Here is a 26,362-nt window from a genome sequence, read left to right on the forward strand (position 1 = left end):
CTTATCCAACGATCACATCTTCTTCCGGATAATGAAGAAGCCGATGTTTTCCGTTTTGTGTATTAAATGCTACCACCATAGATATCGGTCCAACTCGTCCAATATACATACAGATTATAATAATGATCTTTCCTGCCGTGTTCAAAACAGGAGTCAGATTTCTGGATAAGCCAACTGTGCAGACGGCACTTGCCACTTCATACAGAGCATCCAGCAGATTCACATCATTTGTAGCCAGCAATAATATCGTCATAATAAATATTGTACTCATACTTAAGAATACAATTGCAACTGCTTTTTTTACAACGGATACCGGAATGCTTCTCTTGAAAACCTCTGTATCCTCATGGTTTCTGATCATGGCAGCAAAGGTATAGAAAATAACTGCGATGGTTACGGTCTTCATTCCTCCTGCCGTTCCAACCGGAGAACCGCCAATCATCATAAGAAGCACTCCAAAGAAAGCTGTCACCGGTCGAAGTGCCACCTGAGATACTGCAGCAAATCCCGCCGTACGAAATGTTACCGACTGAAAAAAAGCATTTAATATCCGGTCTTTTTCGGATAAATTACCAAGAGTGTCCGGATTGGAACGTTCAAGGAAATAGATAACAATTGTACCGCCGATCAATAACAACAATGTCATAAAAATCGCGATCTTCGTCTGCAAATGAACGCCATTCCATGCCGACCGGATACTGCATCTCTTTGTACGGATTCTTCGAAACGCTTCAACCGTATCCCACCATACAATAAATCCGATTCCGCCCATAATGATCAGAAACGACGTATTCAGCATCATCAAAAGATTGGAATGATATGAAATCAGACTGTCCGCACCCATAATGTCGATACCGGCATTACAAAATGCTGAAACAGCATGAAATACCGAAAACCAGATTCCCTTTAAAAATCCGTATTCTCTGCAATAATAAAAACTGTAAATAAGTGCTCCGATCCCTTCGATCAGAAATGTTCCTTTTATTACTTTTATCGTAAACTTCAAAAGTCCCTGCTTGCTGTTCAGGTTAAATGCATCCTGCAACAGCATTGTACTTTTCAAGGTTATCTTCATTCTTAATAACAACATAAACAGTGTGATGATCGAAACGATTCCGAGTCCGCCGATCTGGATCAAAATTAATATCACACCTTTACCAAACAAACTCCAATAGGAAAATGTATCAACGACTACCAGACCTGTCACACATACGGATGTCGTCGATGTAAAAGCAGCCGTCAGAAGATCTGTCCATGTTCCGTTTGCAGATGCAATCGGCAATGATAATAATATCGTTCCTACAATAACTGTAATCAGAAAGCCCAGTGCTATAATTCTCGTTGTTGTAAGATAATTCCGGTTCACATATTTCTTCTTATTCATGATATTTTCCTAGACCTCTACTCAAAACAATTCCCTGCCTCTGCTATATCTGACAGATAACAAAATTCATGATATAAACATGGGAAGATACAGACCGGATACCACCAGTCTGCTCTTCCCATAGTATACCTGCATATGTCATTTTTCAAACGACATAACACTTTATAATCTTATACCGGATATGCCTTATCCTCTTTGTTTACAAGTGTTGCATCAACCTTTGTCTTCTTTGCTTCTCTTAACTTGAAGAAATCAACAGCAACCTGTGGGAACAATGCATATGTTAATACATCTTCATCCTGTTCCTTATACTGGATCATTTCTTTCTCGATCTTACCAAGCTCATTTTCAAGAAGATCAGCAGGACGACATGTGATAGGCTCCTGATCACCGATTACTTTCTTTCTAACTTCTGGATCAACCGGCTTTACAGACTGACCATACTCACCAGCAACAAGTGCCTTTGCTTCCTTTGTACACATCTTGTATCTCTCGCCTGTAACAACATTTAATACAGCCTGAGTACCAACGATCTGACTGGATGGTGTAACAAGAGGTGGTTCACCGAAGTCTTTACGAACTCTAGGAACTTCTTCCAGAACCTGTTCAAACTTGTCTTCTGCGTTCATTTCCTTTAACTGTGATACAAGGTTTGATAACATACCACCTGGTACCTGATATAATAATGTCTTAACATTAACACCAAGAACCTTTGGATTCAGAAGACCGGACTTAATCCACTCTTCTCTTAATGGTCTGAAGTAATCAGCGATCTCAGCAAGAAGGTTCTGATCAAATCCAGGATCATATGGTGTGCCTTCAAATGTCTTAGCCATAACTTCTGTTGCAGGCTGGCTTGTACCAAGTGCTAATGGTGAAATTGCTGTATCAATGATATCACATCCTGCTTCAACAGCCTTCATGTATGTCATGGAAGCAACACCTGATGTATAGTGTGTATGAAGCTGGATTGGAAGGGAAGAACCTTCCTTTAATGCCTGAACAAGCTCGGTTGCCTTATATGGAACAAGAAGGCCTGCCATATCCTTGATACAGATAGAATCTGCACCCATATCCTCAATTCTCTTAGCCATATCTTTCCAGTAATCAAGTGTATAAGCATCACCTAATGTATAGGAAAGTGCAACCTGTGCATGACCTTTTTCCTTGTTACATGCCTTAACAGCAGTTTCAAGGTTTCTGATATCATTTAAGCAGTCGAAAATTCTGATAATATCAATACCATTTGCGATTGACTTCTGAACAAAATATTCAACTACATCATCTGCATAATGACGGTAACCAAGAATGTTCTGGCCTCTGAATAACATCTGAAGCTTTGTATTCTTAAAACCATCTCTTAATTTTCTAAGTCTCTCCCATGGATCTTCCTTAAGGAATCTGAGACATGCATCGAATGTAGCACCACCCCAGCACTCAACAGAATGATATCCAACCTTATCCATCTTATCGATGATTGGAAGCATCTGTTCTGTTGTCATACGGGTAGCGATCAGTGACTGATGCGCATCACGTAATACAGTTTCGGTAATCTTAACCGGTTTCTTTTCTGCCATTTCGAACCTCCTGAATATATTCTCATATGATTATGATCATTACTGTACATTAAAGATTGCAAGGAATGTTCCTGCTGCAACTGCTGTACCGATAACACCTGCAACATTTGGTCCCATTGCATTCATCAGAAGGAAGTTCGTAGGATCATACTGGGAACCTACCTTCTGAGAAACTCTGGCTGCCATAGGTACGGCAGATACACCGGCTGAACCGATCAGCGGATTAACCTTACCCTTTGTTACCAGACACATTAACTTACCAAATAATACACCGGCTGCTGTACCGAATGCAAATGCGATCAGACCAAGTAATACGATCTTTAAAGTACTGATCTTTAAGAAAGCTTCTGCACTTGTACTTGCACCAACAGATGTACCAAGTAAGATAACTACGATATACATCATAGCATTGGATGCTGTCTCTGTAAGCTGTTTTACAACACCACACTCACGGAACAGATTACCTAACATCAGCATACCAACCAGTGGTGCTGTTGTAGGAAGGATCAGAACAACTACGACTGTAACGATAATTGGGAAAAGAATCTTTTCCAGCTTGGTTACAGGACGAAGCTGTGGCATTCTGACCAGGCGCTCTTTCTTTGTTGTAAGTGCTTTCATAATAGGTGGCTGGATGATCGGAACCAGTGACATATAAGAATATGCTGCTACTGCGATTGGTCCAAGTAATGTACCACCCATTCCAAGTTTACCGGCAAGGAAGATAGATGTAGGACCATCTGCACCACCGATAATAGAAATAGCTGCTGCTTCCTTACCATTGAATCCCATCAGGAAAGCAAGGAAATATGCGCCGTAGATACCGAACTGTGCTGCAGCTCCAAGAAGAAAGCTTGCAGGGTTTGCGATCAACGGGCCAAAATCTGTCATGGCACCTACACCCATGAAGATCAGTGAAGGAAGAATACTCCATTCATCCAACATGTAGAAGTAATGTAATAATCCGCCTTCTGCCATTATATCTGGAAACATGTTAACAAGTAACATACCAAATGAGATTGGTACCAGAAGAAGTGGCTCAAAACCAAACTTAATTGCAAGGAACATGAAAACGAACGCTACAAGGATCATAACGTAATTTTTCCAGTCAAGACTTGCAAAACCTGTCTGATTTGCTAAATTTGACAATACGTCAACTATACTACTCATTTAGTCGTTCCTCCTATCAGATTTATACAAGTACAGCATTAGTTCAGAGTTGCTAATGTATCTCCTGCTTCAACAGTTGCACCTGATGCAACGTCGATGCTTGCTACTGTACCATCTTCCGGAGCAACAACTTCGTTTTCCATCTTCATAGCTTCAAGGATCAGAATAACCTGTCCCTTCTTAACTGCATCACCAACATTTGCCTTAACATCAAGGATCTTGCCAGGCATCGGAGAAGCAACCTTAATGGAACCTGCGCCCACTGACTTAGCTGCCGGTGCTGGTGCCGGTGCTGCCGCTGGTGCCGGTGCTGCTACAGGAGCTGCTGCAACTGGTGCTGCTACAGGGGCAACGCCACCTGCTAATTCTTCAACTGAAACATCATATGATGTACCATTTACTGTAATTCTATAATTCTTCATCGATATATCCTCCTATTATTATCTCTTAATACGTCTGATCGGACGTGTCACAAGCTTATCTTTGCTTGGATACGTTGTATATGCATTCTGTCCTGCTGATGCAGCAGCAACTGCGGCTGTGATAACTGCAACCAGTTCAGAATCATTCATTACGCTTTCACCTGTTTCTGTTTTAACGATGTCAACAATCTGTCCTGCCGGTGCAGATCCTGCATCTTCTTCCTTTGTCTCAGCAACAGGCTCTGCCTTAGCTGCTTCTTCTGCTTTTTTAGCTGCCTTCTTGGCTGCTTTTGCTTCTTTATCAAAGAAGCCGGGAACAAATTTTAACAGATAGATGATAAATGATATAAAGATAAGAACAACGAATACAGTTGCCATACCGATCAGGGTGTTGGTTCCGGCTGCCTTCATCTTATCTTCAAATGTCATGTTTGCTGCAATCTCAACATCAGTTGACTTATATGGGTACATACCCTGTGAAGAAAGGGCTTCATCAGCCTGCTCTTCACTGTAACCATACTGATTCATTAACTGATATCTCTGTAAGTTATATGTTGCACTGTTGTCTACAAATGTTACCTTGATCAACGCTTCTTTTTCTGTACAGTCAGCATAAAGAGTAACGATTACATTTCCTTCTGTCTCTGTAATCTTGTATTCACCTGTAAAATCTTTAAACTCACCGCACTCATCACCGATATTACGGAATGACTTGACTGCTTCTATCTCATTTTCAGAAACCCCTGCATCCTCGCCTGCTTCTATAACATAGTTATAGGTCTCATCTGCGCTTGCATATTTCTGATATGTCTCACAGGCATCTTTTGCTACCTGAGCGATCTCCTGATCGTTATAAGCAAATTTTACTCCGTTATCATCAGAAGCACTACATCCGGCAAACATAAAAGTAACAGCTAACATAGAAACTATTAATAATAATTTTTTCTTCATTTAGTTGTCACTCCTTTTATATAGTACCGTGTTTCTTATAAGGTCTCATCTCTTCCTTTGAAAGGAGCATCTGGATCGCTGCGATCACTCTCTTTCTTGTAGCATCAGGCTCGATGATATCATCGATATATCCTCTGGATGCTGCCGAAGCTGCTCCTGAAAGAGCTGCAACATATTCTGCTTTCTTCTCCTTGATGAAGGCAAGCTTGTCGTCTGCTGCTGCAAGTTCATCTTCATACATGATCTTAACTGCCATCTCAGGATCCATAGTACCGATCACTGCATCCGGCCATGCATATACCATATCAGCTCCGATTGCCTTGGAGTTCATAACCGTATATGCTGTTCCATAGGCCTTGTCCATAACAACCGTAACCTTTGGAACTGTTGCATCTGCATATGCATTTGTAAGTTTTGCAAGAGCCTTTGAGATGGTCTTCTCTTCTTCAACTGTTGCAGCAAAACCTGTTACATTTACAAGTGTAAGAACAGGAATGTTAAATGCATCACAGAAATCTACAAATTCTTCTGCTTTATATGCACCCGCTGTTGTGATCGTATCTTCCTGATTACCAACACATCCAACTGTGATACCATCCATACGGATCAGAGCTGTAACAACATCTCCTGCATATTCCTTCTTCATCTCAAGCACAAGAGAATCATCGGCAATATTCTGGATCACTGCTCTTGGATCGTTCTTGTAAGAATCAAGATTTGGGATAATTCTGTTTGGATTGTCATTTGCAGAAGCTTCCTTGTCGTCCAGATTACAGCTTGGAAGAACCTCAACCAATGCACGGATCATACCAAGTAATTCTTCTTCTGTCTCAAATACACCATCTACATTTGCTGTATTCTCACTTACATAATCAGCTGCGGAAGTATCTAACTTTGTAATATTGTTCTCTGCTAAAGCGTTTGGAGAATTTACAAATAACTTTGCACCTTCCTTTGCCATGAAAGTGAAGTCTGATAATGATGGAACAAGGGAAGCACCGCCGCCACATGCACCAAAAACAGCTGTGATCTGAGGAATAACACCTGAAGCCATAACCTGCTTGCCATATACTTCACCAAATGCATTCAGTGCATCTGTAGCTTCCTGAAGTCTGAGTCCTGCACAGTCGATCATACCGATGACAGGTGCACCCATCTTCATAGCCATATCATAAATTTTTGCAATCTTCTTAGCATGCATCTCACCAACAGAACCGCCTAAAACTTTAGCGTCCTGACTGTATACATACACTAAATTGCCATTGATAACACCATATCCGGTGATAACACCATCTTTTGGAGTATCCTTATCCTGAATGTTAAAATCAGTATTTCTTGCTTTCACATAAGCACCGATTTCAACAAAGCTTGCGTCATCAAGCAATGCATTAATTCTATCGCTTGCTGACAGGGTGAGTTTGTTGCTCATTTCTAGTCCTCCATTAAATTTATTTTTAGGAGTTACATAAAAGTAATTCCAAATTTATGCCGATTTTATTGTAAAGCCTTTACGAATTTATTTCAAGTAAAATTATCATTACGACACAGTTTTTTCAGCACTTTTTAACAATCGGACATCCCTGCTATTTTTACTTAAAAAACAAAAGGGGAAAGTGGAAGTAATTGTCAGAAAATACCCCATTTTCCCCATAATTGTCTATTTTGTGGTTAGTTGTTCATAACTATACAGCTTTTAACTTTATATTAATCCTTCAGGACATTTTTGTTTGATACCAGATAATCGATCAGTGAAATGATCGTTAATACAAGTGCAGCGTAGATCAGCACCTGTTCGATTACAAATATCACTTTTCCACCAAGATTACCGATCAGGAAACAAACCATGACCATCTGGACAACAGTCTTTAATTTGCCCCAGATACCAGCCGCAATAACAACACCCTTTTCTGCTGCAATCAGCCGGAATCCGCTAATGATAAATTCTCTCGCAATGATGATAATAACGATCCATGCAGGAATCCGTCCCTGATCGACCAGTGCGATCATTGCAGAACATACCAGAAGCTTGTCTGCTAACGGATCCATGAATTTTCCAAATGTTGTGACCAGATTACATCTTCTTGCGATCTGTCCATCTAATGTATCCGTGATCGCTGCAGCGATAAAGATACCAAGTGCGATCCATTTGGCTGCTGCAAAATCAAGATACATAAACACAACAAAAAATGGAATCATTATAACTCTCAATATTGTTAATTTGTTTGGTAAATTCATTCTATCATCTCCCCTGTCAGATCATATTCATTTGCATCTGTGATCCGAACCTGTACAAAGGTGCCGGACATCAGCTCATACGGTGCATCAACAAATACCATACCATCTACATCGGGCGCATCCCGATAAGTTCTTCCGACATATACATCGTCTTCTGCAACATAGCCTTCGATCAGTACTGTAAGACTCTTGCCAAGCAGCTCCTGATTCTTGTCGTATGATACTTCCTGCTGCAATGCCATTATATCATCCCGCCATTTTTCTGCAACCTCATTTTCAATCTGATTAGGAAATGATGCTGCCGGAGTCCCTTCCTCCGGTGAATATGTAAACACACCCAGGCGGTCAAATTCCGACTCATTCACAAACTCCATAAGCGCTTCATGATCCGCTTCTGTTTCACCGGGAAATCCTGCGATCAGCGTTGTACGGATCGCAATATCAGGAATCCGGATCCGAAGCTTTGCGATCAATTCTACAATATCCTTTTTACAGGTACGTCTTCCCATGCGTCGCAATACAGGATCTTCTGAATGCTGAATCGGTATATCGAGATAATGACAGACTTTTTCTTCCTCCGCGATCGTATCGATCAGCTCGTCTGTGATCTCCTCCGGATAGCAGTACATCAAACGTATCCACTGGATTTCCTCGATCTTGCAGAGTTCATGTAATAATTTCGGAAGTGTCTTTTCACCATACAGATCCACTCCATAGAGTGTTGTTTCCTGTGCAACAAGGATTAGTTCTTTTACTCCCTGTGCAGCAAGCTCTTTTGCAGATGCCAGAAGCTGTTCCATCGGAATACTTCTGTACTTTCCTCTGATATATGGAATCGCACAATAAGTACACATCTTGCCACAGCCTTCTGCGATCTTTAAATATGCCATTGAAGCTCCGGTTGTAACGATACGTCCGCCAACTGCCTCCGGCATATAATTGATATCTGTAACAAAGGAATGTTCTTCTTCAGATCCGATTGCATCCACGATCGCATCATAATTTGCAGCTCCGACAATTGTATCAATCTCCGGCAGTTCTGCAAGAATATCGTCCTTATACCGCTGTGACAGGCAGCCGGTAACGATCAGCTTCTTTAATGATCCTGTCTTCTTCAGCTCTCCGTATTCTATTATCGTATTAATACTTTCTTCCTGCGCATCTTTGATAAATGCACAGGTATTGATAACAACTGCCTCTGCCTCATGTTCATCATTTGTGATCTCATGTCCTGCCTTATGCAGAAGTCCGAGCATTACCTCACTGTCCACAAGGTTCTTATCGCAGCCCAATGATACCATCAATACTTTCATATATGTTCTTTCCTCAGGTTATTTTATATTGATCGAATCTACACAGTTATGCATAAGCATTGCGATCGTCATAGGACCAACTCCACCCGGTACAGGAGTAATTGCTCCTGCAACCTTGCTTGCTGATTCAAAATCAACGTCGCCGCATAATTTGTTATTCTCATCTCTGTGTATTCCGACATCGATCACGGTTGCGCCCTCTTTGATATAGGATGCATCGATCATCTTCGGTCTGCCGATCGCAACTACAAGAATATCTGCACGCTTACATACCTCTTTCAGATCCTTTGTCTTTGAATGACAGATCGTAACCGTTCCATTCTCGCGTAATAACAGCATAGCCATCGGTTTGCCTACGATATTGCTTCTGCCGATCACGACACATTCTTTTCCTGCGATCTCGATTCCGGAACGCTTTAAGAGCTGGATCACACCAGCCGGTGTACAGGATACAAATCCAGGCTGACCGATACTTAATGCTCCAACGCTCATCGGATGGAAGCCATCAACATCCTTTAATGGTGAGATTGCTTTAATGATCTTGTCCTCATCGATATGTTTTGGAACCGGAAGCTGTACCAGAATTCCATTTACAGCATCGTCCTTATTCAATTTATCGATCAGTTCTAACAGTTCTTCCTCCGTTGTCTCTTCCGGAAGCTCATAAGACAAAGAATCAATGCCGATATAGGCACATGCCTTTTTCTTATTGCCGACATATACGGAAGATGCCGGATCATTTCCTACCTGGATAACTGCCAGACAGATCTTTACACCTTTTGCTGAAAGCTCTGCAACCTGTTCCTTTAATTCATCTTTTATCTGTTTTGATATTGCTTTTCCATCAATCAGTTGAGCCATATTTGATTTATTCCTCCTTAGAATAATCCGCAAATTACACCATCGTCATTTACACTGATATTTTCAGCAGCCGGCACCTTAGGCAGACCAGGCATTGTCATGATCGTACCTGTGATTGCGACCACAAAGCCGGCACCTGCACTGACATATACTTCACGGATATTAATATCAAATCCTTCCGGTCTTCCAAGCTTCTTTGGATCATCCGAAAGTGAATACTGATTCTTTGCCATACATACAGGGAAGTTTCCAAATCCCATCTCTTCAATCTTAGCGATCGCACGATCTGCTTCCGGACTGTATGTTACATTTGCTGCACCATAGATCTCTGTTGCAATGCATGAGATCTTTTCTTTAATTGACAGCTCATCTTTATATAATACTTTAAAATCACTCTTTTTGTTCTCAAGTGTATTTAATACTGCATTTGCAAGCTCGATACCGCCTTCGCCGCCTTTTTCCCATACATTTGCAAGAGCGAAATCACAGTTTCTGTCCTTACAGAATTTCTCCACAAACGCAAGTTCCGCATCTGTGTCTGTGATGAAACGGTTTAAAGTAACGACAACAGGAACCTGATACTTCTGAAGATTCTCGATGTGCTTTTCAAGGTTTACGATACCTTTCTTTAATGCCTCCAGATTCTCCTGACCAAGCTCTGTCTTCGGTACGCCGCCGTTGTACTTCAATGCCTTTACGGTCGCAACCAGAACAACTGCATCCGGCTTCAGTCCGTTCATACGGCACTTAATATCAAAGAACTTCTCTGCACCAAGATCTGCTCCGAATCCAGCCTCTGTAATTACATAGTCTGCCAGCTTTAATGCTGTCTTTGTTGCGATTACACTGTTACAGCCATGTGCGATATTTGCAAATGGTCCACCATGCACAAGTGCAGGTGTATGTTCCAACGTCTGGATCATATTCGGCTTGATGGCATCCTTTAAGAGTGCAGCCATAGCACCAACCGCTTTCAGATCCTTTGCTGTTACAGGCTCGTTCTGATAATTATAAGCAACAATGATCCTGCCAAGTCTTTCCTTCAGGTCATTGAAATCCGCTGCCAGACAAAGGATCGCCATGATCTCTGATGCAACCGTGATCACGAAGCCATCTTCTCTTGGCACACCATCTACACGCTTTCCAAGTCCGATCACGGTATGACGCAGCGCACGGTCATTCATATCCATACATCTTTTAAATACGATACGGTTCACATCAATGCCGAGTGCATTTCCCTGATGAATATGGTTATCCATCATTGCTGCAAGCAGATTGTTTGCAGATGTGATCGCATGGAAATCACCAGTAAAATGAAGATTCAGATCCTCCATCGGTACTACCTGTGCATATCCGCCGCCGGCAGCACCGCCCTTGATACCAAAGCACGGACCAAGTGATGGTTCACGAAGTGCGATAACCGCTTTCTTATTCAGTCTGCCCATAGCTTCACCAAGTCCGACTGTGATCGTTGTCTTGCCCTCTCCTGCAGGAGTCGGATTGATCGCTGTAACTAAGATCAGCTTACCATTCTCATTTTTCTGTACGGAAGCGATCAGCTCATCTGACAACTTTGCTTTATATTTGCCATACATCTCGATCTCATCTTCTTTGATGTCAAGCTTTGCTGCAACCTCCTTTATATTCTTCATCTCTGCCTGCTGTGCAATTTCGATGTCGTTTAACATTTAATATGTCCTCCCTGAGTGTAATTTTATCCTATAGCAGGTAAAATCTGCCTATGCACGCTATATCCCTTCACCGGCATTTTCCCTGTATAAATATCATTTGAATCTGTATTATAAATTATTATCTATATATTCGTCAAATTCTTCCTGCGTCATAAGTATCTTTCTTGCCTTTGTGCCCTCCTCCGGACCTACAACCCCGGCACCTGCAAGCTGATCCATGATACGTGCCGCACGGTTAAAGCCGATCTTAAACGCACGCTGCAGCATTCCGATCGAGGCCTTTTCTTTATCAATGATAAAGCGTCCGGCTTCTACAAAATAATCATCCTTATCACTTCCACCGCTCATACCGGGTGCACCGGCCGCTCCGGTCTGTGTAATAGACTTAGATATATCATCATCATACGTTCCGACACCGTTCTGTTTCTTCAGATACTCCACAACGGCTGACACTTCTTCATCAGAAACAAAAGCTCCCTGTACACGAACCGGTTTTGGATAACCGGTCGGATAAAATAACATATCACCCTTACCGAGAAGCTTCTCTGCACCATTCATATCTAAGATGGTTCTGGAATCTACACCGGATGATACAGCGAATGCAATTCTCGATGGAACATTTGCCTTGATCAGACCGGTAATAACATCTACCGATGGACGCTGAGTTGCTATAACCAGATGGATACCTGCCGCTCTGGCAAGCTGTGACAAACGGACAATCGCGTCTTCCACTTCTCCGTGAGCAACCATCATCAGGTCGGCAAGCTCGTCCACAATCACAACGATCGTCGGCATTTTCTTTAGCTTCTCATCATCTACTGATCCGGAAGCAAGTGCCTGTTCTACTTTGTCATTATATCCCTGTATATTTCTGACTCCACATTCTGCAAACATCTGATATCTTCTGGTCATTTCCTCTACCGCCCAGTTCAGTGCACCGGATGCCTTCTTCGGATCGGTTACAACCGGGATCAGCAGATGTGGAATGCCATTATAACAGGCAAGCTCTACCATCTTCGGATCGATCATGATCAGTTTTACTTCTTCCGGTTTTGCCTTATATAAGATACTCATTATCAGCGTATTGATACAGACCGATTTACCGGAGCCTGTGGCGCCGGCGATCAGCAGATGCGGCATCTTGGCTATATCCGTAACAATAACCTGTCCACTGATATCTTTACCGACTGCAAATGCGATGTTGGATTTGGAATTCTTGAAATTATCCGATTCCACCAGTTCGCGAAATGCAACAATTGAATTTTCTTTGTTTGGTACTTCGATTCCGATCGCTGCCTTGCCGGGGATCGGAGCTTCGATACGAATATCAGCAGCTGCAAGATTTAACTTGATATCATCGGCAAGACCAAGGATCTTACTGACCTTAACGCCCTGCTCCGGCTGCATTTCAAACCGGGTAACCGCCGGTCCGCAGCTATAATTTGTGATCGTAACATTAACACCAAAGTTTTCCAATGTATTCTTCAACTTGATCGCTGTAGAACGTACCTGTGCATCCCGGTTCGCATTGTGATTCTTCGGCGGCTGTGCCAGAAGATTGGATCCCGGAAATTTATACTTTGCTCCCTCTTTATAGTTCTTCTGTCCGGGCTTGTCTGCCGCCGGTGCAGGCTTCTTCACCGTCTGAGAGTTCTCTGTCTTTCCTGTCACACTGGAAAACGCAGAATCCATATCCGGATCATAATCATCCGGTATCACACTGACAACCTCCGGATGCTCATTTCCATTGATCGCACCGGAAAGAACATCTTCTTCATCCTCAAATTCTGCATCAAAGATGTCTTTTGTCTGCTGAACAGGAATCTCCTGTGTATCACCCATAGGAACTGCCGACGAAACACCGGCTGCCGTTTCTACAGGAGCAGGTTCTGATTTTCTCCTGCTCTTTGTAACCGACGTTTTCTTCGCAAACGATACCGGTATCTGTTCTTCTCTTTCATCATGAAGTACAATCTTCTCTACATCATTATTAAATGTAAGAAAATCGTCATCCGGTACATTTATTTCATGAATCTCATCCTCATTCTCAAAGAAGTCCTTCGCTTTGCCCTTTTGCTTTTCACCGCTTTCATAGACCTTCAGGTTCTCAAGCCTTACCTGGCTGTTTCCGGACTTTCCGGACTTTTTCTTATTCTTTTTAACCGGTCTGCACTCCTGCTCCGGTTCCTCATATTCTTCTTCCCTGTAAAAGCTGTTGATCAGATCCTTAAATGTATCGATCACTGAGATTCCCGTGATCAGGACAAACATAACAAGCGCACCAAGGATCATTACCAGTGTTACGCCCACGATACCGATCGTATTTCTGAAAATAAAGAACAAACCGCCACAGATAATTCCACCGCCCATATGCTCCTTATATCCATCCAGATATAACTGTTTTACAGATAAATAATCGGTTGTGAAGATCATCTGGCTGATCATCGATATGATCATCAGAACCACACCGATATAGATTACTTCATTTCTAACCTTTTTATTACCAAGATTGGAAATAATAAATGCCGATGATATAAAAAGATATACCGGAAATATGTATTCGGCAAATCCGATCACACCAAACAGGAAACCGGATATTGCATCGCCGACCTTTCCACATTTGCCAAAGTTAGCGATCATCAAGAATATGGAAAAAGCAAGAATGACTAACAGGATTACTTCCAGACGTACTTCCCTGTTATCTTCTTCTATCTGTTGTTCCATCTGTTTTTTTGATGTATTTGGGTTCGATACTGTATTTGACCTTTTAGCTGTACTATTTTTTTTCCCCGTACCATTTTTCCCGGTTCCACCGGTGGCTCTGGTCGTTCCGTTCTGTTTTGCCGTCCCGTTTTTCTTTCTGGTTTCAGCCATTTTCTTCTCCCACTTACTTACTTAAATTAACGTACAAAATAATAAATGACAGATATCACACCTGCGCATAAACAATAAATGGAATATCCCTTGAATTTATTGTTCTTTACTGATTTCAGCATCACTTTGATACAAAGAAAGCCTACAACGCCCGCAACGATCATACCGATCACATAATTCAGGATCTCTGATCCGGTAAGACTTGCACCTGCCAGATCCGGGATCTGAAGAATACATGCTCCAAGAATTGTCGGAATCGACATGATGAATGAATATTTTACTGCAAATTCTCTGTTGAATCCACATGCAAGACCTGCTGTGATCGTAGAGCCCGATCTGGAAATACCGGGAAGAGTTGCAATACCCTGAGCCAGACCGATAAATAACGAATTCTTATATGTAGCCTCTGCCGGTCCTTTATTGCCCTTCTGAACACGATCAGCAATAAATAAAATCACAGATGTGATACAGAGACAAAATCCCGGAACTAATAAAGTATTTCCGGCATTTTCAATCTTACTCTCAAACGGAAGTGCGATCACCATAGTTACAAGTGTTGATAAAATAACAAGCATTACGAATTTACGGTATTCCGTTTCAATGATCTTACGATATGGTTTCTTCTCCTTGGAAAACAGATTTGCAAAAAATCTCCCTACATTGCAGCAGGCAAGACCGATAATCGTAAATCCTTCTACGATCAGTTCAACAATATCCTTCCAATACACAATAAAGATGGCAACCAGTGTGCCAAAATGAAGCAGGATATCAAACATGATGCCTGTATCTGTATTTACATGAAACATGTTCTTAAAGATTGCGAGATGTCCTGAACTGCTGACGGGAAGGAACTCGGTTGCTCCCTGAATGATTCCCATAATGATTGATTCTAATAGTGACATAATTGCTCCAATCCGCTGTATAACCAGCACTGTTTTATTGTTTTCTCTATCTATACCGTTTTTCTATGTACCGGCCAATAGCCGTAAAAAAAACGAACCATCAGCCTATTTTACTATCATTCCATCAATTTATCAAGTCATAGAGTTTGTTTAATGCAGCCGATATTCCTCCGATCCTGTCAATAATGCCGCATTCGACCGCTTCTTTTCCAACAAGAACCGAACCGATATCTTTGGATAATTCCTGTGTATTGAACATGATCGATCTTAATGAATCTTCACCGATCTTGGAATGACAAGACGTAAACTGTATGATTCGGTCCTGCATCCGTTCGATATATTCATAATTTTGTCTCACACCTAGCACGGTATCGGATACTCTGAGAGGATGCACAACCATCGTTGCTGTCGGTACGATAAATGATACATTACCTGATACCGCAAGCGGCACACCGATCGAATGACTCCCTCCAAGCACCAGTGTAACAACCGGTTTGCTGATTGATGCCAGCATCTCTGCTATTGCAAGGCCTGCTTCTACATCCCCGCCTACTGTATTTAATAATACGAGTACACCTTTGATGCTTTCGTCATCCTGAACAACCGCAAGCTCCGGCAATATATGCTCATATTTTGTAGTCTTGGTATCGGACGGCAGACTGACATGTCCCTCAATCTCCCCAATGATATCAAGTAACAATATATTATATTTTTCTTTGTTTCCATTTATGATGATCTGACCATTTTCTACAATGAGGTCCTGTCTTTTTAATTCCTGATCCATGTAAACGACTTCCTTTCTTATAGTCAGAAATGTTCCGCCTGTATAAATCGAATATCATTTTTGCTTTTCCATTCAACCATAACTTTTTTGCAAAAAAATAACAGGCAGGAAGATTTTTTCATTTCTTCCTGCCTATTGTTTGATACTTTATATGAAATTATTCATAAATTACATAACGAGTGTAATCTCATTTACATCATCCAGTTCATCAAACCGAATGTAGTTATCTTCCATTACCTTTCCATTTACAGTCATGCTCTGGCAGCCACTTTCATGTCCGTCCGGATTTGTAACATGAATATTTAACTTCTTGCCACGATAGTTCTTTGTGATATTGAACTCTTTCCAGTCAGATGGTACTGCAGGTGCGATCTTAATTCCGTAGAAATCAGGACGCATACCCATGATACCCTCAACACATCCAACCATACAGGTAGATGCTGTTCCTGTCAGCCAGTGAACATGGGAACGGCCTTCATAAGGACTTCCAACTGACTCCGTGAACTGACCATGGCAGTAAGGCTCTAACTTACGAACCTCGGCCTTATCATTCATAGATGCCGGTGAACTCTCGTCAAAGTATTCAAATGCACGATTACCATGTCCCATCAATGCTTCAGCAAGGATGATCCAGCCCTGTGGCTGTGAGAAGATACCTGCATTCTCCTTTGTTCCTGCATTGAACAGAAGCATTAACGCTCCGTCAAACGCATGTTTCTTATATGGTGGGAACATCAGTCTGACACCATATGGTGTATTTAATTCTCTGTGAACAGATTCCAATGCAAGCTCGCTCTGTTCTCTGGTAGCAAGACCGCTGATAACTGCCCATGACTGAGGGTTCAGCCACATACTTGCTTCAGGATCATTCTTGGAACCGATCACCATACCACCCTCTTTATATCCACGGATATAACGGTCATCTTCCCAGCATTTCTCCTGAATTGTGTTACCCATCTTATACTGGATCTCATTGATATAGTCAATATAATCTGCATCGTCTTTTAACTCTGCAAAATACTTAATTACAGTCATTGCATAATAAAGCTGCATTGCTACAAATGTAGATTCTCCACGCTTGCCAAGTCTTAAGCAGTCGTTCCAGTCCGCATGAAGTCCTGCAGGCATTCCATTATCACCCAGACGGTTCATAGAGAAGTCGATTGCTCTCTTCAAATGCTCGTATACAGTTCCTTCATCCTTATTTGCAAATGGGATAACCTCATCTATAAAGCCGATATTACCTGACTCTGCGATATATTTGTAAATGGTCGGGAATAACCATAATGCATCATCTGCACGATATGCAGGATGTCCGGTCTCTTTTACATAAGATGGATCATCCGGTGTATCCTCATGACCAGGGTTGTGTGTGTACTTAACCAGCGGAAGTCCGCCACCATTATCTACCTGAGCGGATAACATGAAACGAATCTTTTCCAGCGCCATTTCCGGTGCAAGATGGATGATACCCTGAATATCCTGTACGGTATCTCTGTAGCCATAACCGTTTCTCAGGCCACAGTATGTAAAGGATGCAGCTCTTGACCAGATAAAGGTCATAAAGCACTGATAAGAATTCCATGTATTGATCATGTTGTTAAATGACTCGCTCGGTGTCTTAACCTGGAAGTTATCTAACTTGCCATGCCAGTAATCGATCAGCTCCTGAAGCTCTGCAGCACAGGTCTTCTCATCTTCATAGGCTTTCATGATCTCATTTGCTGTAGCTTCATCCTTCATGCCAAGAATAAATGAAAATGTCTTTGATTCGCCCGGCTCAAGTGTGATCTTTGTCTGAAGTGCACCACAAGAATTCTCGTTATAATTTAATTTATTACCACAGTCACCATTGATAACAGCAACCGGATCAGCATATGTGTGATACATACCAAGGAATTCTTCTTTATCTCCACAGTAAGAAGCAACTTCACTGCCTGCAAGTCCGAAGAAACGCTTGTTTACAGCATTTCCATCCACTGAATCATTCACTACATTCTCATTGATCACCTGAAGGATTTTCTGATCTCTGTAGTAGGTTCTTGAAATAAATAATGTATACTGTAAGTTTACCTGATCCTGCTCATAGTTGCAGTCGTTTGTAAATTCACAGAAACCGATCGCAGACAGATGTCTGGTCTTATTGGATTTATTTGTAAGAGTTACATTCCATACCTCATGTGTCTTATCCAGCGGTACATAATAAAGTACCTCAGAATGGATACCGGAATAATCTGCCATGATATTGGTATAAGCAGTTCCGTGATGACACTCGCTCTTGTATTCATTCAGGCTCTTGCCTACCGGCTGCCAGGATGCTGACCAGAAATCTGAAGTATCGTCATCTCTTAAGTATACATATCTTCCCGGCTGGTCAAAGCTGTTGAAGATGTAACGGATAATTCTTCCGTTCGCACCACTCTTTTCAAAGCTGTAACCACCTGCATTATTGGAGATAATCGCACCATAGGCAGGCGAACCAAGGTAGTTCGCCCAAGGTGCAGGAGTATCCGGTCTGTCTATTACATATTCTTTTTTGGCTTCATCAAAATGTCCGTATTTCACACACATACCCTCCTGTATATTTTTTGTTTTTTATTTATTCTCTACGTCCTTTAAGCTGAGGCTGATACGTCCAGCTCTTTCGTCGATCTTGATAACCTTAACAACAACGTCGTCGCCTACATTTACAACGTCTTCTACCTTTGCAACTCTCTTGTCAGAAAGCTTTGAAATGTGGATCAGACCATCTTTGTTTGGTGCAAGTGAAACGATTGCGCCACAGTCAAGGATCTTAACAACCTTACCCTTGTAGTCATCACCAACAACAAGTGGCTCAACGATCATTTTGATCATGTTCATAGCCTTGTCCATGCTCTCCTGTTCAACGCCACATACAGATACGTTTCCGTCATCATCGATATCGATCTTAACGCCTGTCTCCTCGATGATCGTATTGATCGTCTTTCCTCTCTGACCAATTACCTCACCGATCTTATCAGGATCGATCTTGATCTGAACGATCTTTGGAGCAAATTCATTAACATGTGTTCTTGGTGCAGGAATTGCACTGCTCATAACGCCATCCATAATGAATAATCTTGCTTCTCTTGTTCTTGCGATAGCTTCTTCTACAATCGGTCTTGTCAGTCCGTGGATCTTGATATCCATCTGGATTGCTGTGATACCCTTATAAGTACCTGTTACCTTGAAGTCCATATCTCCGAAGAAATCTTCCAGGCCCTGAATATCTGTTAATACTACATAATCATCATCTGTATCACCTGTAACCAGACCACAGGAAATACCTGCAACCATTGACTTTAATGGTACACCGGCAGCCATCAGTGACATACAGGATGCACAGGTAGATGCCATGGAAGTAGAACCATTTGACTCAAATGTCTCAGATACGGCACGGATCGCATATGGGAACTCTTCTATAGATGGTAATACAGGAAGTAATGCACGTTCAGCAAGTGCACCATGTCCGATCTCACGACGTCCCGGTCCTCTGGATACCTTTGTCTCACCTACAGAATATGATGGGAAATTATAGTGATGCATGTATCTCTTGGATACTACATTCTCATCTAATCCATCGATCTTCTGGATCTCTGATAATGGAGCAAGTGTTACGATATCGCAGATCTGTGTCTGTCCACGAGTGAACATTGCAGAACCATGTACTCTAGGGATGATATCAACCTCTGCAGCAAGTGGTCTGATCTGGTTGATTGCACGTCCATCCGGTCTCTTACGATCTTTTAAGATCATCTTTCTTACTGTCTTCTTCTGATACTGATATAATGCTTCAGGGATCAGAGCAAGCCATTCTTCATTGTCAGCAAATGCTTCTTCGAATTTCTCTCTGATCTGTCTGATATTTTCTTCTCTTACCTGCTTCTCATCTGTAAATACAGCGACTTCCATCTCAGCAGGAGTTACGATTTCTTTCATAGCTGCAAATAATTCTTCCGGAATTGCGCAGCTTACATAATCATGCTTTGGCTTACCAACTTCTTCTACCATCTTGTTGATGAATTCAATGATAGAAAGGTTTACATCATGTGCCTTATAGATTGCTTCGATCATCTTGTCTTCAGGAATCTCATTTGCACCAGCCTCGATCATGATAACCTTTGTGCTTGTAGATGCAACTGTAAGCTTCAAATCACCCTCATCCCACTGTTTCTGAGATGGGTTAATGATGAATTCTCCATCGATCATACCAACCTGTGTCATTGCACATGGTCCGCAGAATGGAACATCTGAAATTGCAGTTGCGATAGCAGAACCAAGCATGGCAACCAACTCTGGTCTGCACTCAGGATCAACAGATGTAACAAGGTTATTTAATGTAACATCATTTCTGTAATCCTTAGGGAATAACGGACGCATCGGACGGTCGATAACACGGGATGTAAGTACTGCGTTCTCAGATGCTTTTCCCTCTCTCTTGTTGAATCCGCCAGGGATCTTTCCTACTGCATACATCTTCTCTTCATACTCAACGCTTAATGGGAAGAAGTCGATTCCGTCTCTTGGCTTCTCAGATGCAGTGATTGTTGATAATACAGTTGTATCACCATAATGCATAAATGCAGCGCCATTTGCCTGTGCTGCTACTCTGCCGATATCAACACGAAGTGTCTTGCCGGCAATGTCCATAGAATAAGTCTTGAATTCTTTGCTCATTTTCTTTTCTCCTGTTTTTCTATTATTAACCGCAGCAGGCTCGAAACAACTACAAGACGCACCTTATAGATACAGCTTGTAGAAGTCTCGAATTGCCATGCCGCAATCTCTTAAAGTTTAGCATACTCATATGTCAAATACAAGATTGAATCCAAAAAAAACAGGTCATCCCAACATACATTGGAACAACCTGTCTTTCTTATCTGTGATGCAGAAATTATTTTCTTAAGCCAAGGCTCTCGATCAGCTTTCTGTAACGCTCAATGTCTTTGCTCTTTAAGTAAGCAAGCATGTTTCTTCTCTGACCAACCATCTTTAACAGACCACGGTTTGAATGGTGATCCTTAGGATTAGCCTTGAAATGCTGGTTTAAGTCATTGATTCTTGCTGTAAGAAGTGCGATCTGTACTTCTGCTGAACCTGTGTCATTTGCATCCTTGCCATACTTAGCAACGATTTCCTGTTTCTGCTCTTTTGTTATCATGATAACAATCCTCCATAATATTATACTTGGCCTGAACTGGGTAAAAGGACGGAGACTCCTTAAACTAAGTACAGGCTGACCTTTGTCAGACTACCACACTTTCAACGGTGTGTCAACTTTAAAATCAGGGGTTTCTGTGCTTTTCACTGCACAAAACGTATTTTTTGTTTTTCAACTACCATAATAAAAAGCATTTTCTGTTGCTTTTTGTTTTTCAACTACTATATAATAGCATCGTGATGGTATGGAGAGCAATATAAATATACTGTTTTTCAGCCATCTGACACAGATACACCAGATATAAAAGCTGTCTGTGTTTATTCTATATGAAGGAGATTACATATTATGTCAGGTTCAACATTTGGAAATAAATTCAAGATCACAACATGGGGCGAATCCCATGGAAAAGCACTCGGTGTTGTCGTTGACGGCTGTCCTGCCGGTCTTCCACTTACCGAGGATGATATTCAGGTATACTTAAACCGCAGACGTCCGGGTTTCTCCCAGTTCTCAACTCCAAGAAAGGAATCCGATCAGGTAGAGATCCTTTCCGGTGTATTCGAGGGAAAGACCACCGGCACTCCAATCTCACTTATAGTTCGGAACACCTCCCAGCGCTCCGGTGATTACGGTGACATCGCTACCTACTATCGTCCGGGACATGCTGATTATACCTTCGACCAGAAATATGGTTTTCGTGATTACCGTGGTGGCGGCCGTTCCTCCGGCAGAGAAACGATCGGCAGAGTTGCCGCCGGTGCGATCGCTGCAAAGATCTTAAAGACATTAAATATCTCATTTACAACTTATGTCTCATCGATCGGCGATATTGTATCCGACCCTGCCGACTTTGATGCAGACTACATCTCAAAAAATGAACTGAACATGCCGGATGCAAAAAGCTGCGAAGCTGCATCTGCATATCTTTCTGATATCATGGCACAAAATGATTCGATCGGTTCTACTGTCAAATGTATCGTATCCGGTGTTCCGGCCGGTCTGGGTGATCCGGTCTTTGATAAATTAGACGCAAATCTCGCCAAAGCCCTTATGTCAATCGGTGCCGTAAAAGCGGTTGAGATCGGGGATGGCGTCATGGCATCCGAAAATACCGGCTCTTATGATAATGATGGTTTCCATATCGAAGATGGTGTTGTAAATAAGAACTCAAACCATGCCGGTGGAATCCTTGGTGGAATCAGCGACGGTTCTGATCTGTTACTCACCTGTCATTTCAAGGCTACTCCATCGATCGCCAGCACACAGAAAACAATCAACAAATCCGGTGAAAATATCGATGTATCAATTCGTGGCAGACATGACCCGATCATCGGTCCCCGCGCTGTAGTCGTTGTAGAATCTATGGCTGCGATCACGATTGTGAATGCGCTGTTTGATAATATGTCCGCAAGAATGGACAAGCTGGTGGAGTTTTATAAATAGTGGAGGGCTTTCCTCTACAGCATGGGATTCCCTACATACAACCAAACTGCCCTATACAGATAACTTGTTGCGATTTCTATTCGATGCATATGCCTGATTCGTAATACTCCTGTGTTAACTCACCTACGGATCAAACAAGCATTTGTATTTACTGGCAATATACATCGAAAAACGAAATCTTCACAATGTTATTCTATATAGGGCAGTTGTATTTTGTATATCTGGAATATTATTTTATTTCTACAAATCTTCCATTTCTTGCATCCAGTAGAATAAGCTGATCTGGAACCTGTAACTGCGCATCAATATTTGCCAAAAGCCATACAGGAATATAACAATATCCCTCCTCTGTTTCTTCTAAATAGTATGTTAGTTCTACATGATTAAATGCAATTTGCGAATATGACGCACCATGCTTTTTGATGTATTCCGGCAAGCCATTTTTCAAGGCTTCCATAATCTCATCCCACGTTAAAAGCTGTTCCACTTTTTTCGCTTTTTCATCCTGTTTCACCGGCATTACACAACCAATGCCAACCACACCTTTCGAAGATATTACAATGCGTAATATTGAACCATTTGTCATAATGCTTGATTGGCTGTCATTTCTGTTGTCATATTGACCTGCTATACTTTCTACATAATACAAATCTGACACAAAAGGAGTAACTTGTTCAATTTTCGGAAGAAATATTATAGAATATCCATCACACAAAAGTACTTCTTCCTCTGTTTCACCCTTTATATAGGATACACAAAATGGTTCTACACATCCCGTATCAACAGGCAATGAGACACATGCACCAGCATAGCCCAAAGCGGTATCTATCGCTTCCTCTATTGTTTTACTACATCGATTCCCGGCTGAAAGATCTTCTTCATTTTCACTATAATTCAAAAGATCCGAATACAGCAACTCATTTTCAGACAAGATATCTGTCGGTTGAACAAATCCATATCCGTTATCAATCTCAAAAAATTTCTCCATTGAATTCTCCGGATACAACATTAGTTCAAAGGATTCACAATAGTCTTCGTTTCCATAAAATGTAAGAAGATATTTTTGATCGTTAATCATACCAATGTACTGATCCGCCGAAAAATCAATATTCTTTTCTCTTATCTCCTGTGCAGTTTTTTTCTGTTGCTCTAGCTCCTCAATACTCGCCTGGTAATATTGTTTATAAAAGGTATCCGAAATATTTTGCTTGTTTTTGCAATATTGGATTTGTTCATCACATTCAGATATTAATGGGGTGCCATCATATATATACAGGACTGTTTCGCCAAATATTGCTTCTGAAATCTTCTTTTTGTATGATGCATCCAGTCTCTCTCTGCTGCACTTCATTGTATAAAGTTGTTCTACATCTGGAATACAGACAGACTTATCTGATATCAATATTGCTTGTAAGTCGGCATCTTCTGTTTTCATCTTGCAATCGATGCTTTGCGGTACCTTCATTTTTTTCCCTAATTCACTATTTTGAACTTCTCCCTGTATCGACATTTCCTCCTGATCCAGCACAAACATATCATCACTTTCTTTTTTTTCACAACCTGAAAGCAATATAACAATTCCGCCTATCAATAATAAATATTTTTTAATTCTTTTTTGTATCAGCAACAATCTTTCCATCCTCAATCTGTATTATACGATCAGCATGTTCTGCTATATCCATATCATGTGTTACAATTATCAAGGTCTTTCCCTGCTCATGCAGTCCTTCTAAAAGTTCCATAACCTTAATGCCTGAGTTTTTATCCAGAGAACCTGTCGGTTCATCCGCAAGTACAACAGGAGTATCCATAACCAAAGCTCTGGCAATTGCACACCGCTGTTGTTCCCCACCCGAAAGTTCACTTGGCTTTTTCTTATACAAATCCTGAATTCCAACCTGCACCAATGCGGAAAGAACTTTTTTCTTACGCTCTTTCTTCTCTATTCCCTTTGCCAAAAGCGGTACTTCGACATTTTCATATACACTATACTGATTCAATAGTGCAAATCGTTGGAATACAAAGCTCACATATTCCTTTCGAAACAAATGAAGCGCATGAGAATTCATTTTGCTAACATTCTTTTCATCATACAGATACTGACCATCTGTTGTCTGATCCATCCCACCTATGATATTTAAAAGTGTACTTTTTCCCGATCCGGATGTTCCAATAATTGCAACATATTCTCCATTTTCTATAGTCAGGTCTATCCCATTCAACGCAGGATATTCTGTCCTGCCATTTTTGTATATTTTTTTTGCTTCTTTTAATTGAATCATTTATTTTCCTCCAAGTAATTCCGCCGGAGATATTTTCTTTAACAGAATTGACGGTACAATACAGACCAAAAGAACAAGCAATATCCCTATCATTCCAATCGTCAAGATTAACCGACTGTAAATCGTATTCTTCAACATATAAAATGTCATATTCTCTACCATAATGTTCGCTGCCAGTTTACCGGCTATTACGCACGTCATAATCAGAATTGCAATGATCATTTTTTTTATATTATCGATCAATACCATCTTTATAATATCTCTATGCGATAACCCATAAGCAAGAAGTATCCCAAACTCTCTTCTCTGTGCCAATATCGTGTTAATTTCAAAGCACGACAGAATCAAACACACAATCACAGTGACATACACAAATAACCCAGTCATTTCTTTTCTTTCTGATTCCCTGCTCATATTATCCAGATATTTTTCTACACTATTGATGTAAAATTCTACATCCGGGTTCAAATTTAACGCATCCAGATAACTTTGAACATCATCAAATGAATAACCATCTTTTAATGTAAAAAAACAATTATATGTATTGTCCATTTCTGAATTTAAAATTATCAAAATGCTATAATCAAGTATTTGATAGGGTATCGCATTCTGGTCTTCCGGATACATGTTCATCAGATCATCACTATTTGGAGCTAATACACTGTTCTTCTTCAGAATCCCCTCTACAACATAAACCTCTTCTCCATGTATAAGGCGGGTTCCCGGCTGCACTTTATCTTTATAACGATACCCCAGATAGATTGGAATCGCATCACCATATAAAGCATAATCAATCTCAGAAGGACATCTGCCTTGCAGCAGATCAATTTTCATCATATCCCACGCTCCAGCGTCCAGCCAGGTAGTTTCCAAACTTTTCCCCTGTATTGCATATCCGGGATCATAAACATTCTTTTTTTGTATATCTTGCAGTAATTTCAAGTCTTCATCTCTGTATTCCGATGCATCATATTCGATACGCCAGTCTCCAGATATTGCCAGTGAACCATTTCCCCATCCAGATGAACATGCATCTATGCCACTAAAACTTTTAACAACTTTCAAAAGATTAAAATTTGAATTATACTGAATATCTGAAGGATTCCCTTCAATACTTATGCTTCCTAATGTTTTTATTTCTTTTCGTATAGAACGCTCTACCGACTTCTTCGTATCTGTTTCAAGACTGACAAAATACACCAGAAGTCCAATTATTGTAATTCCAACAATATATAGAATAACATTAAAAAAACTTCGAATTCCTTGTTTCCATTCATTATCCAACGTGATT

Annotated in this window: 20 protein-coding genes; 1 reads left to right on the forward strand and 19 read right to left on the reverse strand. The window is 41.1% G+C overall.

The window, feature by feature from the left end:
• Position 1: 1 nt before the first annotated feature.
• From WKT03_RS03720 to rpsO, 16 genes are all read right to left on the reverse strand, one after another.
• Positions 2-1,384 (reverse strand): TrkH family potassium uptake protein, encoded by a 1,383-nt coding sequence (locus tag WKT03_RS03720; RefSeq protein ID WP_021943811.1) that lies wholly within the window; start codon positions 1,382-1,384, stop codon positions 2-4.
• Positions 1,385-1,554: 170 nt separating this feature from the next.
• The gene (locus WKT03_RS03725; RefSeq protein ID WP_008400767.1) at positions 1,555-2,961 is read right to left on the reverse strand and encodes an oxaloacetate decarboxylase subunit alpha; all 1,407 of its coding nucleotides are present in this window, start codon (positions 2,959-2,961) and stop codon (positions 1,555-1,557) included.
• A 39-nt stretch (positions 2,962-3,000) separates the two neighbouring features.
• Complete coding sequence (locus WKT03_RS03730; RefSeq protein WP_008400766.1) at positions 3,001-4,131, reverse strand: sodium ion-translocating decarboxylase subunit beta; 1,131 nt, start codon at positions 4,129-4,131, stop codon at positions 3,001-3,003.
• Positions 4,132-4,169: 38 nt separating this feature from the next.
• The gene (locus WKT03_RS03735) at positions 4,170-4,553 is read right to left on the reverse strand and encodes a biotin/lipoyl-containing protein (protein WP_021943810.1); all 384 of its coding nucleotides are present in this window, start codon (positions 4,551-4,553) and stop codon (positions 4,170-4,172) included.
• A gap of 18 nt (positions 4,554-4,571) precedes the next feature.
• Entirely contained in the window at positions 4,572-5,504 is a 933-nt protein-coding gene (locus tag WKT03_RS03740) for an OadG family protein (RefSeq protein ID WP_008400764.1), read from the reverse strand.
• 16 nt (positions 5,505-5,520) lie between these two features.
• Positions 5,521-6,933 carry an acyl-CoA carboxylase subunit beta gene (locus WKT03_RS03745; protein ID WP_021943809.1) on the reverse strand — a complete coding sequence of 471 codons (1,413 nt, stop codon included), beginning with the start codon at positions 6,931-6,933 and terminating at the stop codon, positions 5,521-5,523.
• 275 nt (positions 6,934-7,208) lie between these two features.
• The gene (gene pgsA / locus WKT03_RS03750; protein ID WP_117784883.1) at positions 7,209-7,739 is read right to left on the reverse strand and encodes a CDP-diacylglycerol--glycerol-3-phosphate 3-phosphatidyltransferase; all 531 of its coding nucleotides are present in this window, start codon (positions 7,737-7,739) and stop codon (positions 7,209-7,211) included.
• Positions 7,736-9,052: a 30S ribosomal protein S12 methylthiotransferase RimO gene (gene rimO, locus WKT03_RS03755; protein WP_008400761.1), complete on the reverse strand. Its 1,317-nt coding sequence runs from the start codon at positions 9,050-9,052 to the stop codon at positions 7,736-7,738. Before rimO ends, pgsA begins: the two co-directional genes overlap by 4 nt.
• 18 nt (positions 9,053-9,070) lie before the next feature.
• On the reverse strand, positions 9,071-9,913 hold the full coding sequence (gene folD / locus WKT03_RS03760) for a bifunctional methylenetetrahydrofolate dehydrogenase/methenyltetrahydrofolate cyclohydrolase FolD (protein ID WP_021943806.1): 843 nt from the start codon (positions 9,911-9,913) through the stop codon (positions 9,071-9,073).
• 17 nt (positions 9,914-9,930) lie between these two features.
• The gene (locus WKT03_RS03765; protein ID WP_340390923.1) at positions 9,931-11,601 is read right to left on the reverse strand and encodes a formate--tetrahydrofolate ligase; all 1,671 of its coding nucleotides are present in this window, start codon (positions 11,599-11,601) and stop codon (positions 9,931-9,933) included.
• Between the two features lie 111 nt (positions 11,602-11,712).
• Positions 11,713-14,478 carry an FtsK/SpoIIIE family DNA translocase gene (locus tag WKT03_RS03770; RefSeq protein WP_340390924.1) on the reverse strand — a complete coding sequence of 922 codons (2,766 nt, stop codon included), beginning with the start codon at positions 14,476-14,478 and terminating at the stop codon, positions 11,713-11,715.
• Positions 14,479-14,504: 26 nt separating this feature from the next.
• Entirely contained in the window at positions 14,505-15,380 is an 876-nt protein-coding gene (locus tag WKT03_RS03775) for an undecaprenyl-diphosphate phosphatase (RefSeq protein ID WP_021943803.1), read from the reverse strand.
• Positions 15,381-15,504: 124 nt separating this feature from the next.
• Positions 15,505-16,164 (reverse strand): ClpP family protease, encoded by a 660-nt coding sequence (locus WKT03_RS03780; protein ID WP_021943802.1) that lies wholly within the window; start codon positions 16,162-16,164, stop codon positions 15,505-15,507.
• Positions 16,165-16,332: 168 nt separating this feature from the next.
• A complete protein-coding gene (locus WKT03_RS03785; protein WP_021943801.1) occupies positions 16,333-18,729 on the reverse strand; it encodes a GH36-type glycosyl hydrolase domain-containing protein in 2,397 nt (798 codons plus the stop codon).
• A gap of 30 nt (positions 18,730-18,759) precedes the next feature.
• Positions 18,760-20,862, reverse strand: a complete 2,103-nt coding sequence (locus tag WKT03_RS03790; protein WP_021943800.1) for a polyribonucleotide nucleotidyltransferase — start codon at positions 20,860-20,862, stop codon at positions 18,760-18,762.
• 217 nt (positions 20,863-21,079) lie between these two features.
• Positions 21,080-21,346: a 30S ribosomal protein S15 gene (rpsO, locus tag WKT03_RS03795; protein ID WP_008400751.1), complete on the reverse strand. Its 267-nt coding sequence runs from the start codon at positions 21,344-21,346 to the stop codon at positions 21,080-21,082.
• A 345-nt stretch (positions 21,347-21,691) separates the two neighbouring features.
• On the opposite strand from rpsO, the gene aroC reads away from it, so the two are divergent.
• Positions 21,692-22,789, forward strand: a complete 1,098-nt coding sequence (aroC, locus tag WKT03_RS03800; protein ID WP_340390925.1) for a chorismate synthase — start codon at positions 21,692-21,694, stop codon at positions 22,787-22,789.
• A 229-nt stretch (positions 22,790-23,018) separates the two neighbouring features.
• On the opposite strand, the gene WKT03_RS03805 is transcribed toward aroC, so the two are convergent.
• Genes WKT03_RS03805 through WKT03_RS03815 form a run of 3 tightly spaced genes read right to left on the reverse strand, consistent with a single transcriptional unit; the run spans position 23,019 to position 26,355 of the window.
• Entirely contained in the window at positions 23,019-24,416 is a 1,398-nt protein-coding gene (locus WKT03_RS03805; protein ID WP_340390926.1) for a hypothetical protein, read from the reverse strand.
• A complete protein-coding gene (locus WKT03_RS03810) occupies positions 24,394-25,071 on the reverse strand; it encodes an ABC transporter ATP-binding protein (RefSeq protein ID WP_118483632.1) in 678 nt (225 codons plus the stop codon). The genes WKT03_RS03805 and WKT03_RS03810 overlap by 23 nt, the downstream gene beginning before the upstream one ends.
• Complete coding sequence (locus WKT03_RS03815; protein ID WP_044944941.1) at positions 25,072-26,355, reverse strand: FtsX-like permease family protein; 1,284 nt, start codon at positions 26,353-26,355, stop codon at positions 25,072-25,074.
• Between the last annotated feature and the right edge of the window lie 7 nt (positions 26,356-26,362).

The organism is Coprococcus sp. HCN-4056, assembly GCF_037892645.1.
GTDB classification, from domain to species: Bacteria; Bacillota; Clostridia; order Lachnospirales; family Lachnospiraceae; genus Coprococcus; species Coprococcus ammoniilyticus.